Origin of the sequence: Paraburkholderia sp. USG1 (assembly GCF_031570135.1) — a bacterium.
GTDB classification, from domain to species: Bacteria; Pseudomonadota; Gammaproteobacteria; order Burkholderiales; family Burkholderiaceae; genus Paraburkholderia; species Paraburkholderia dioscoreae.
In genome coordinates this window covers 88718-100835 of the sequence record NZ_JAMWXW010000022.1, presented here as the reverse complement: position 1 = coordinate 100835, position 12118 = coordinate 88718, and the positions used below count along the sequence as shown (strand labels likewise).

Annotated in this window: 9 protein-coding genes; 3 read left to right on the top strand and 6 right to left on the bottom strand. The window is 63.8% G+C overall.

Translation table 11 applies throughout. From position 1 onward, the window contains the following. Nucleotides 1–29: 29 nt before the first annotated feature. Nucleotides 30–1160 carry a cation diffusion facilitator family transporter gene (locus tag NE850_RS26415; protein WP_310699606.1) on the bottom strand — a complete coding sequence of 377 codons (1131 nt, stop codon included), beginning with the start codon at nucleotides 1158–1160 and terminating at the stop codon, nucleotides 30–32. Then, a complete protein-coding gene (locus tag NE850_RS26410; RefSeq protein ID WP_035517944.1) occupies nucleotides 1157–1516 on the bottom strand; it encodes a helix-turn-helix transcriptional regulator in 360 nt (119 codons plus the stop codon). The genes NE850_RS26415 and NE850_RS26410 overlap by 4 nt, the downstream gene beginning before the upstream one ends. Before the next feature lie 137 nt (nucleotides 1517–1653). Between NE850_RS26410 and NE850_RS26405 the strand changes: the two genes are divergently transcribed. Further along, entirely contained in the window at nucleotides 1654–3501 is a 1848-nt protein-coding gene (locus NE850_RS26405; protein WP_007180860.1) for a tetratricopeptide repeat protein, read from the top strand. Between the two features lie 105 nt (nucleotides 3502–3606). Here the strand turns inward: NE850_RS26405 and NE850_RS26400 are convergent, their stop codons facing one another. After that, a complete protein-coding gene (locus NE850_RS26400) occupies nucleotides 3607–4908 on the bottom strand; it encodes an MFS transporter (protein WP_165186804.1) in 1302 nt (433 codons plus the stop codon). 302 nt (nucleotides 4909–5210) lie between these two features. On the opposite strand from NE850_RS26400, the gene NE850_RS26395 reads away from it, so the two are divergent. Then, a complete protein-coding gene (locus tag NE850_RS26395) occupies nucleotides 5211–5735 on the top strand; it encodes a GNAT family N-acetyltransferase (RefSeq protein WP_007180858.1) in 525 nt (174 codons plus the stop codon). Between the two features lie 316 nt (nucleotides 5736–6051). After that, a complete protein-coding gene (locus NE850_RS26390) occupies nucleotides 6052–6417 on the top strand; it encodes a hypothetical protein (protein WP_310699605.1) in 366 nt (121 codons plus the stop codon). Nucleotides 6418–7275: 858 nt separating this feature from the next. Here NE850_RS26390 and NE850_RS26385 read toward each other — a convergent pair. From NE850_RS26385 to NE850_RS26375, 3 genes are all read right to left on the bottom strand, one after another. Next, complete coding sequence (locus tag NE850_RS26385; protein WP_007180856.1) at nucleotides 7276–7989, bottom strand: DUF2968 domain-containing protein; 714 nt, start codon at nucleotides 7987–7989, stop codon at nucleotides 7276–7278. Nucleotides 7990–8593: 604 nt separating this feature from the next. Then, a complete protein-coding gene (locus NE850_RS26380) occupies nucleotides 8594–10096 on the bottom strand; it encodes a gamma-glutamyl-gamma-aminobutyrate hydrolase family protein (protein WP_007180855.1) in 1503 nt (500 codons plus the stop codon). A gap of 175 nt (nucleotides 10097–10271) precedes the next feature. Then, complete coding sequence (locus tag NE850_RS26375) at nucleotides 10272–12029, bottom strand: cation:proton antiporter (RefSeq protein ID WP_310699604.1); 1758 nt, start codon at nucleotides 12027–12029, stop codon at nucleotides 10272–10274. Nucleotides 12030–12118 lie beyond the last annotated feature (89 nt).

Genomic DNA, 12118 nt, shown 5'->3' with positions numbered 1-12118 from the left:
CCGTGACTTGCCGCGCGTCCCGCTCAGCTTCAATGCGCGTGCGGCGCATGATCCATCGCGCAGCGGTGCTCTGTGGTGCCGAGGTCGACTTGCAGCGTCGCATGCTGCATCGAAAAACGTTCGCGCAGCGTGACGACGATACCGTCGAGCGACTCGTCGCCGGGGTGGCCCGCCGGCATCACCAGATGCGCGCTGAGCGCATTGCCGGTGGTCGACAAGGCCCACACGTGCAGATCGTGCACGTCGACCACGCCCGGCTGCCCGGCCAGATAGTCGCGGATACCTTGCAGATCGACGCCGGGCGGCACAGCGTCGAGCGCGAGGCGCACCGAGTCGCGCAGCAGGCCCCAGGTGCCGGCCACCACGACCGCCACCACGAGCTGGCTCATTACCGGGTCGAGCCACGTCCAGTTGGTATAGAGGATCACGAGACCGCTCACCGCGACCGCTGCGGAGATGCCGGCATCGGCCGCCATGTGCAGGAACGCGCCGCGGATGTTCAGGTCATCCTGCTGCCCGCGCATGAAAAGCCACGCGGAAATGCCGTTGATGACCACACCGCCCATTGCCACGACGAACACCGCGAGCCCCGCCACCGGTGCCGGATTGATCAGCCGCCCGATTGCTTCAGCGACGATCACGCCGCACGCGAACAGCAACAGTCCGGCATTGACGAGCGAAGCCAGGATCGACGAGCTGCCATAACCGAACGTATAGCGCGCCGACGGACGGCGCGTGGCGAGCCAGGCGGCGCCCCAGGCGAGCAGCAGGCCGAGGACATCGGAGAGATTGTGGCCGGCGTCGGCGAGCAGCGCGGTGGAATGAGCGATCACACCGTAGACCGCCTGGGCGACCACGATGGCGATGTTCAATACAACGGCGAGGGCGAACGAGCGGCCGTGGCCTGCGACAGGGGCGTGAGCGTGGTGATGGCCGGCGTGGTTGTGACTGCTGTGGTTGTGACTGCTGTGGTTGTGACTGCTGTGGTTGTGACTGGCGTGATCGTCAGCGCCGTAATCGTGACCGCCGTGGCTGTGGTCGATGTGGCTATGGGCGCTGTGATCGTGGCCACAGCCGCCCGACACCCCATCGTGTTCCTGCCCAGCAGGCGCGTGCTCGTGACCTGCCGCGGTTCCGTTCGGGGTATCCGGTTTATTCATGACGCGTCCTGGGAATCGTTGCCGGCCGGTTCGGCCACGTGTTCGAGCATGCCCGCCAGCATCGCGCTGATATGGCGATCTGCGGCGAGATAGAAGACCTGCTTGCCCTGCCGCTCCGCGCGCACGATCCGCGCCGCGCGCAGCAGCCGCAAATGGTGGCTCACCAGCGACGACGACAACCCCAGCGCCTCCGCGATCGCCCCGACCGCGCGCCGCTCGTCGAGACACGCCAGCACGATGCGCAACCGCGTGGGGTCGCCGAGCAGGCGAAACAGGTCGGCCAGCGGCACGATGGTGTCGACCGAAAGATCGTCGTAGCCGGCAACCGAAGTGGACGAAGCGGGGGAAGAAGCCATGACAAAGAGCGACAAGAAAGTACATGTGAACATGTACTCACACATTATAGATATCGAGACATCCGGTCAAATCGGAGCACGCTGCGGCGAGTGTGGGAAAATGCGGCCTCTGCCTCACCCGAATGCCATCCCCCGTCATGCAACCTGTATTTGACCGCGCTTTCGCGGCGCATCGTGACGGCCGCCTCGAAGACGCCGAACGCGGCTACCGCGCGACGCTCGACGGCAACCCCGCGCACGTCGATGCGTTGCACCTGCTGGGCGTCCTGCGCCACCAGCAGGGCCAGCACGCCGAAGCCGCCGAGCTCGTGCGGCGCGCGGTGAACCTGCGCCCGGAAGACGCAGCGCTGCAACTGAACCTGGGCAACGCGCTAAAGGCGCTGGGCCAGATCGACGACGCCATCGAGCAGTTCCGCAACGCGCTGACGCTGGCGCCCTCGTTCCCGATGGCGCACTACAACCTCGGCAACGCGTATGCAGCGGCGGGCCGTCACGAAGACGCCGCCGACGCGTTCGAGAAATCGTTGCGCCTGCAACCGAACGACGCCTCGTCGCACAACAACCTCGGCAACGCGCTGCACGCGCTCGGTCGCCACACGGAAGCGATCGCCGCGTTCAGGCGCACCCTCGAACTGCGTCCCGGTCACGCCGGCGCGCTCAATAACATGGGCATGTCGCTGAACGCGCTCGGCCGCGCGGCAGAGGCTATCCCGTGTTTCCAGACGGCATTGGCGGCCGAGCCGCGCTTCGTCGCCGCGCACTTCAATCTCGCCAATACGTTCGACGCCACCGGCCGCCATGCGGACGCGGTCGCATCGTTCCGGGCAGCGTTGAGCTTACAGCCGAACCTGCCGCCAGCCATCTTCGGCATGGGCAATGCGCTCGCGGCGTTGGGGCGCCATGCGGAAGCACTGCCCTATCTCGAACGCGCGGTCGGTCTCGATCCGCAGTTCGCGCTCGCCTGGCTGAGTCTGGGCACCGCGCACCAGGCGCTGGGCGCGCATGGCCCCGCCGTGCGCGCATTCGATCAGGCGCTGCGCCTGCGCCCCGACCTCGCCTCCGCGCATATGAACCGCGCGCTGGCCTGGCTCGCGCTGCGCGATTTCGCACGCGGGCTGCCGGAGTACGAGTGGCGTCTGCAAACCGTCGCGCAGCCGGTGATTCAGACGCTGCCACGCTGGCACGGCGAGCCGATCGCACAACGTACCTTGCTGGTCCATGCCGAGCAGGGGTTCGGCGACACGCTGCAGTTCGTGCGCTTCGTGCCGCTCGTCACGCAGCGCGCGGCGCGCGTCATACTCGAAGTGCAGCCGCAACTACTGCCGTTGCTGGCGCCTGCCGCGCAAGCCTGGCGGGTGACGCTGATCGCCCAGGGCACGCCGCGCCCCTCCGCCGATCTGCAATGCCCGTTGCTGAGCCTGCCGCTCGCACTCGGCACGACTTACGACACCATTCCCGCGCGCACGCCCTACCTCGACGTGCCGCCCGCTTATGGCCGCAAGTGGCGCGGCTCGCTCGGCGGCCAGGCAAAACGCAAGATCGGCATTGCGTGGTCCGGACGCATCCAGCAAAACGAAACGCGCTCGATGCCGCTCGCCATGCTCGACCCGCTGTTCGCGCTCGAAGGCATCGACTGGATCGTGCTGCAACCCGAGTTGAGCGCCGACGAACGCGTGGCGCTTGACGCGCATCCGCGCGCGGCGTCGATTCATCGTTTCGACGGGCGGATCGGCGACTTTGCGGACACCGCGGCGATCATCGAACGGCTTGATGCAGTGGTGTCGATCGATACAGCCATCGCGCACCTTGCCGGCGCACTGCGCAAGCCGCTCTGGCTGATGCTGCCGTTCGCCGCGGATTGGCGCTGGTTTGCCGGCGAAACGCGCAGCCCGTGGTATCCGGGCGCGACGCTGGTGCGTCAGTCGCAACCGGGCGCATGGAGTGAAGTCGTGGAATCTGTGGCGAGCGAATTGCGTAAGCAGTGACCGGACGCCGCGCAGCCAAGGTCGGCGCAGCTGTTCCGCCAAAAACAAAACCCCGCGTTCGGTGATGAACGCGGGGTTTTGTTTTGACCGAATGAACGGCGAAGCTCAGGCTGTCCGGTACTGATCGCGCGATTCAGGCGTGCGGTACAGCACCAGCGTCGCAATCAACCCGCAAATCGCTGCCACGCCCAGGAACAGACCCGGCGCCGCCTTGTTGCCGGTGGTGTGAATCAGCAGCGTCGAGATGGCCGGCGTGAAACCGCCGATCGTCGTAGCAAGGCTGTAGGCGAGCGAAAACCCGGCGGTCCGCACTTCGACCGGCATGACCTCGGTCAGCGCCACGACCATCCCGCCGTTATAGCTGCCGTACAGGAACGACAGCCACAGTTCGACCTCCAGCAGACGCGCAAACGACGGATCCGCCACCAGCCATTGCAGCGCCGGATACGCGGTGATGATAGTCAGGATCGTGAAGGCCAGCAGCACCGGACGGCGGCCGATCCGGTCCGACAACGCACCTGCGAGCGGCAGCCAGATCAGATTCGACAGACCGATACAGACCGTGACGACGAGCGTATCGATCGACGACAGTTTCAGCACTTCCTTGCCGAAGGTCGGCGTGTAGGCCGTGATCATGTAGAACGACACGGTGGTCATGATCACCATGCCCATGCCGCCCAGCACGATGCCCCAGTTCGCGGCCATCGTCTTCATGATCTCGCCCATCTTCGGATGGTGTTTGCGCGCCTTGAATTCCTCGGTTTCCTGCAGCGAACGGCGGATCAGGAACAGGAACGGCACGATCAGGCAGCCGATCAGGAACGGCACGCGCCAACCCCAGGCACCCATCTGGTCGGCCGGCAACATCTTGTTCAGGAGCACGCCGATCAGCGCGGCGAACACCACGGCAACCTGCTGGCTGCCCGACTGCCACGCGCAGTAGAAGCCCTTGTTGCCCTTGGTGGCGATCTCCGACAGATACACCGAGACGCCGCCCAATTCGACCCCGGCCGAGAAGCCCTGCAACAACCGGCCGAACAGCACGAGCATCGGCGCCAGTACGCCGATCGTCGCGTAACCTGGAATTGCCGCCACCGTGAGCGTGCCGAGCGCCATCAGGCCGAGGGTGAGGATCAGGCCTTTGCGCCGGCCGTGATGGTCGATGTAGGCGCCAAGGACGATCGCACCGAGCGGCCGCATCAGGAAGCCCGCGCCGAACACCGACAGCGACAGCATCAACGAGGCGAATTCGTTGCCGCTCGGGAAATAGGTCTTGGCGATCGCCGAAGCGTAATAGCCATAGACCATGAAGTCGTACATCTCAAGAAAGTTGCCGCTGACCACGCGGAATACCGTCTTGACCTTGGATTCTTCCGATGAGGAAGTAGCGTGTGACGCAGTAGACATGACATTCTCTGATGGACCTGTCGCCACGAAAGAAGCGGTAACGCGCAGGCAGTTGAAACGATCCACTGCGTTCGGCAAGCGGATGCCTCGGTCGGATGGAAGAACGCGCCGGGGGCGCTGCATTCTCATGCTGAACGCATTCCCGCGGTATCAGGGTAAACGTTGTGAATCATGCGGTGGCCGCTCCACGTAATGTTACCGTTGATGGCGCTGTCGCGTAATACATACAGTTTCATTACAAAGGGTGTCACCTGTCGTCGCGGTAACATTTTGCAGTCAGGCATTTCCGTTGATCACTACCGATGCGAACCCTCCCCGCTCTTTCGCTGCGCCCCGCGACTCTCGCGGATGCCGCGCTCATTGCTTCGATCCACAGCAGCAGTTGGCAGGCCACCTACCGCGGTCTGTTGCCCGACGCCTTTCTCGACGGCGAAGTCGCGAGCGAACGCGCCGCTTACTGGGAAGCGCGTCTGAGCGCGCCCGGCGGCGAGCGCCGCATCGTGCTGATCGCCGAACTCGCGGGCGAGCCGGCCGGCTTTGTCTGCGTCGAACGTCAGCCGGAGTCCGCGTGGGGTGTACTGCTCGATAACCTGCACGCGCGGCCCGCCTATCAGGGTCTCGGCGTCGGCAAGCTGCTGATGCAGGCCGCCGAGGACTGGGCTCGCGCGCAAGGCGAGGTGCAGCTCTATCTGTACGTGCTCGAAGGCAACACGCCGGCGATCGGCTTTTACGAGCGGCAAGGCTGGCAATTTGTCGGCGCCGAACCGGACCATATGGGCGGCGTGGATATTACGGCGTTGCGCTACGTATACAGATTCGACCGATAAAACCGGTTGGCCCGCCTGTTCGTCGTCAGGGTTTTACACCCTGCTGGACGGTTCGGCACCTCATTTCGGAACCGTCCGATCGCCAGGCCGGCTGCTTCCAGGCATCATCTTCCGCACTCCGTTGGCTTCATAGCGACCCGCCCACGTGCTCATGTGTTCATGTGCCATTTCGCTCACCGCGAGCATAACGCTGGTACGCGGCGTTGACGTGGGACGTGTATAGAAGGCGTTCACGCGCATCGCTCCGAGGCCTGAGTCCCCGCAGACCACGGGAACGCCGATCGGCATTCCCCTTACGAGGCGCTGGAAAAGACCGATGTCCACCATTCCTTTCACCCCGATCGAAGGCTATCTGGCGCTGCCCCGCCTGCGCCCGCTCGGTCATGTGCCCGCGCCCTTCGGCCGGGACTGGGCGCTGCTTCCACCGGGCTACAGTTTGCGGGCGGAACTCAAGGCGCTCTATGCAGCCATGCTGCGCACGTTCTGTCTGAGCGATCAGGCCATTCGCTCTCTTTGCCGGTGGTCGCCGCTGGAAGAACAACGCGCGATCGCGGTTGCCGCTCAGTCCGGGTCCACCGCGACAACAGCGCAGGCAACGGTCTTCGCCGCACCGCCCGAGGCGCCGGACAAACGGCTGTTGAAACGGCTGTCGTCCCGCCCAATGTCGGGCCCGCGTATGTAACGGCGGCGCGTGGTTATGGCAACCATTGGGGCGCGTTAGCGGGCGGCGCGTGCGTACTCGGCGGCGCGGCAGTGCTGGCGTGGATTGGGTTCGACCATCTGGCGCATCGCCAAGTGGCCACTCCTGTCGCCGCCCGGGTATCGGCTCAACGGAGTTCGCAGGTATCGGACCTTCGGTCGCCGGTGACGGTAAGCGACCTCGCGGTTGGCAACGGTGCGGTGAGCGCGCCCACAACAGTTGCCGGCTCGACGCCCGCGCTCCCGGGCGTGGCGCCAACGTTCGCGCGTGCATCCAACCCGACGTCGGCAACGGTGTCTACAAGCGTTTCGGCCCACGCCTCTACTCAGGCATTGCCCTCTGCTCCGGCGCGCATCTCCGCCGATAAGACGGGCGCACGTCGCTATCACCGCGCTCGTGAGACAAGCGCTACGCAACAGCAACAAAACCGCCCGCACACCACGCGGTACGCCGCCGCAAACCAATCGTCGCACTCAGCGGGCAATACCGGTGACGTGCCGCAGATCGCAACCCGGAGCGTTGCGGAAGGTTCGACGACAAGGCCTTCGGCTGCGGGATCCTATTCGCCTCTCGCGCCGACTCGACTCGGCGTCGACGAATACGCGGGTGTGACACTGTCCGCGTCGACGCATCTGCGCGATACACCGCCATCGCACGCCGGCTCTTCGAACAATGCGTCCGACAGCGCGGGAACGGAGTGGATGAGCCGTCTTTCACAGCGGCGCGTGACCGAGATCCCCGATCAATTCGCGAAGTAGCCACGCCGCAATCCCAGCGGCGTGGCATAAAAAAGCCCGGCCATTCGTGAATGAATGACCGGGCTTTATCACGCTACCGCAATTACTTCTGGATCGGCAATCCCATTTCCGTTTGCCTCTGCAGTTGCATCACTTCGCCCTGCACCTGACGCAACTGTGCCTGCGCCCTTTCCTTCTCCGCATGCAGCGCGGCCGCTTCGCCTTGTGTTTGACGCTGATAGTCGTTGACCTTGGCCTGCTGCGTGCGAGCCACCTCGAGATCGGCTTGCAGGCGTTTGGCGCGATTTTCGGATAACACGATGATGTCTTCGATGTACGCCTTCTGCGCCTGCAACTGTGTGCGACGAATCTCGACGTCGGCAAGCTGCGCGGTCTGCTGGGCAAAGCCCGCATAGATTGCTTCCGCGCGTGCCACGTCTTCGGACTTGATCACCCGCCAGAAATGTTTGTCCTGAAATAGCGCGACGTAGTAGGTCATTTCCTGCGGATAGAAAAACAGACTGGCGCCGTAACTGCCGTTATACGTGGTGCGCAGTTCGCTCAGCTTCGCGTCGTGAATCATCTGCATCAGTTCGGCGACGTTGCCTTGCGCATCTCCAGCCGCAGACGGCGTGGCTGACGCGTTGCGCAGCGCGTCGGCCACGGGCTGCGGCGTCAGGGTGTTGATAGCCGGCCTTGTGCCGACCATGGGCGCGGCCTCGTCGCCTTGCGCCGCCAGCACGAGACCGCCCTGCTGCAACAGCGCACACGAAGTCGCGAGCAGCATGGCGCGCCGTACAATTAAGGGATACTTCATACGTGCTTGCTCCATGCGAATCCAAAACAGCCGCAGATTATCGCGCGGATTAGCCTTTAAGCGAAGCATTCAAATGTCGCGCAGACTGACTTTAAATCGAGATAAATGGCGAGCGACTGATCTGGTCGAATCGACCCGGTAATCGCACAAGAAACGAGTTCATATAAGGCGAAAATGCAAGCTTCCGCCTCGCTCAGATAATTCTCAAATCACGTTCGATTCGCGGGAATCCAACAGCAAGCGGGCGAAGATATGGAGATAGAGTGCCGGCCGAAAGAGATGCGCACTGCGGTCATTAGATAACTCGCATTCCTGAATATCCATCTCGATAACGAGACGCCTACGATGTCAAAAGCCAGGAATTTCCGCCGATCTCGTTACACAGGCCTGCGCGTAACGCACAGCGAAGCGCGAAGGCAGCCCCGGGAAAGCGAGCCTGTTGCTCGATCAGTAAGGCAACAGGAACACTGCCCCAAAAACATGAAGCGCACCACCGCAAACAGCAGTGGTGCGCCTCGAACAAACCAGCCTGTGAAACTCAACTTCGACCCGCTCCGCCCAAAGCGTGGACTCGATACCGGGTGGCCGCCTTAAAGACGCCGCCTCAAAAACGCGTTTCCCGCGCCACGCGCAGGAATGTATCGAGCAATGGCGTGCAGTCGAGCAACTCCGCGCCACCCGCCCGATGAAACTCCGGATGCCATTGCACGCCCATCACGAACGGCGCACGCCGGTAGCGCACGGCCTCGATGATGCCGTCCGACGCCGACACGGCTTCGATATTGAGATCCCGGCCGAGCGTCTTGACCGCCTGGTGGTGAATCGAGTTGACGATTGCATCGCGCTGGCCCGGGAACATATTGGCGAGCGTCGAACCGTCGGGGAAGTGAATCCCGTGCCGATGCTGATCGTAGTTCTCGTTGACGTGGGCGCCTGCGGTCGGCACATCGGTGGCGATGTCCTGATACAAGGTGCCGCCGAACGCCACATTAATCAGTTGACAGCCACGGCACACGCCGAGTACCGGCTTGCCCGACTCGATGAACTCGTGCAGCAGTTCGAGCTCGTACATGTCGCGCACGCGGTCGCCGGGCCACTCGTGGCTGGTCGCCTGTTCCGCGTAAGACTGCGGCGAAACGTCTGCACCGCCTTGCAGCAGCAGGCCGTCCAGATGCTTCGCATAATCGCGCAGGCGGATATTGCTAGGATGCAGCATGCCCTGGTGCCCGACCGTGGGAATCATGAACACGAGCACGTCGCGCGACATCACCCAATGCGCAATCGATTCCTCGAGATACTGCAAGGTCTTGCCGCGCAATCCCTTCGCGCCCGGCTCCGGATGAAAGATGCGCGCCGACACGCCGATGCGCAGCGTGCGCTGCGTGATCCGCTGGCCGGCGCGATCGAACAACTGGCGCGCGCGCGCCGCGATGATGCGGCCGAACACGGTCCACGCCGAATCGTTGTGCTTCAGATAGCGCGGTGGCGACGGCGGCAATGCGTTGGGCGGCGGCGGATTGGACGCGCTGAAGTCGGGCGCCGCGCCGAAACCGGGTGGCGGCGAGCCGGCCTGGCGCCCGGCGGAGGCCTGAACCTCATCGACTACGGCGGCGTCTTCCACTGAAGTAACCAGTTCGGCATCGACAGGTTCGCTGTTCGCGAAAGTCGGTGAGGATTTCGGAGCCGGTCTCGCCGCATACGTTCCGGTGCGGCGTGCCGCCTTTTCATGAACCTCGGCTTCCTGCTGCGCCGTGGACGCGGCAGCCGAATTGCGTGCTTCGGCCGCGTCGCGTTGCCGCGCCGTTTGCCGATCAGTCGGCGTGACGGCCGACGCGCTGTCGGGATCATCGGTCGACGATCGCACGGCCGCCTGCCCGGCAGCCGGCGTGGTTGCCGCGTCAGCGGGCGCATGGGCCGGGGGCGTCACCGCGTCCTTGACCGGCGACTGGATGGCATCTTCATGCGAGAGAGGTAGCGAGGCTGCCGGTTCATCCGGCGCAAAGCCGGGTAGCGACGCGCCGGGCGCTGCGCCGGAGGGCGCAGGCGACGCCGAAGGCGGCGTGGGATCGCCGGGCTTGCCGGCGTTTTCAGGTTTGTTTTCGCTCATGACAGTCAGACAGGCGCCTTCCACGCGAACGAATGAATATGCCCTGATTATCCGCTAGCGAGCCAAGCCCCGCAAACCCGCACACAATTGCTCACATTGTTGCGGCACCCCGAAACAAGACCCTTTGCGAGGCCGCGACGCGAGTCTGTCTGACGAGTGAGTAAGTCTGTCTGACTCAAGGATCCGGCTGTTCGTCGAAACTCTCGCGCAAGGCGATCTGCATTGCCGCATGGATTTTCACGCACCAGCGCCACACCAGCGCCAGCAGCAACGCCGCGCAGATGAGCACCGCGGCGAGCAGGCCGGTCGGCGGCAGAATGCCGCCGGATAGCGCAGCCACCAGCAGAAACACGCCGACCATCGAAACCACCGGCACCAGATCGGAAATCGCGTAACGGATCGCGCTCGTGAAACGCCCTGCCGTCGCCGGTTGCACGCTGACCTCGGCGAGCAGCAAGGCCAGCGACTTGGTCTTGCGATACACGGCCACCAGGAAAGGCATCGACACGACCAGTGCCACGCTCCACAGCACGACGCGCTGCATCGGCTCGGAACCGAGCCAGTGCGCGAGCAGCGAACTGGTATAAGGCGCGCTATACGACACGATCAGAAAGATCGCGGCCACCAGCGCCAGGTTGACGGCAATCTGCAGAATGATCCGCCGCGTCATGCTGAACAGCGTCGGTTCGCCGGTTTTCGTGCTCAGACTGTCCAGCCATTGCCCGTACATGCCAAACACGTTCGCGAGCGTGCGCGGCATGGCGTGACCGAGGCGCTGAGTCAGCGGATCGGCCGCGCGGATCAGATATGGCGTGAACAGCGTGGTCAGCGCGGACACCGCCACCGCGATCGGATAGAGAAACGCACTCGTCACTTTGAGCGTCAAACCGAGCGAGGCGATGATGAACGAGAACTCGCCGATCTGCGAGACCGTCATGCCGACACGCATCGCCGTGCGACCGTCCTTGCCGGCGAGAAAGGTGCCGAGTCCGCACGACACGATCTTGCCGACGATCACCGCCACGGTGATCACGGCGATCGGCCACGCGTAGTCGACCAGCACGGCCGGGTTCAGCATCAAGCCAATTGTCACGAAGAAGATCGCGGAAAAGGCGTCGCGCAGCGGCGCGATCAGATGCTCGATCCGGTGCAGATGGCGCGATTCGGCCATGATCGCGCCGATCAGGAACGCGCCGAGCGCGATGCTGTAGTCGAGCTTCACGACCAGCAGACAGAAGCCGAAGCAGAAGCCGAGCACGGAGACGAGCAGCATCTCGTCGCTCTTCGCGCGCGCCACGTAGTTCAACGCGCGCGGCACCACCAGAATGCCGACCACCAGCGACACCGTCATGAACAGCAGCAGCTTGCCGAGCGTGACCACGGCAACACCCGCGCTCAACTGCCCGGTCTGCGCGATGCCCGACAGCAGGACCAGCATCGCAATGGCGAGAATGTCTTCGACGATCAGAATGCCGAACACCAGTTGCGCAAAGCTCTCGCGCTTCAAACCCAGTTCGGAGAGCGCCTTGACGATGATCGTGGTCGACGAGATCGCGAGGATCGCGCCAAGGAACAGCGAATCCATCGGGCTCCAGCCGAACGCGCTGCCGATTTCGTAACCGAGCCACAGCATCAGCACGATTTCCGAGAGCGCGGCGACGATCGCCGTGGCGCCGACCTTGAAGAGCTTGCGCAGACTGAATTCGAGGCCGAGTGAAAACATCAGGAACACCACGCCGAGTTCGCCGAGCGTCTGAATGGTCTGCTCGTCGTGGATCAGCTGGAACGGCGGCGTGTACGGCCCGATGATCACGCCGGCGGCAATGTAGCCGAGCACCACCGGCTGTTTCAGGCGATGGAACAGCACGGTGACGACGCCGGCGAGCGCCATCACGACCGCCAGGTCCTGAATGAAGCCGATGCCGTGGTGCATGAATACGTCCCTTACAAAAAGTAATTTTCCAGAAGCGCAGTGTAACAAACGAATACGACTCGCCGAATGGCGCGAACCTCCGAACGGCG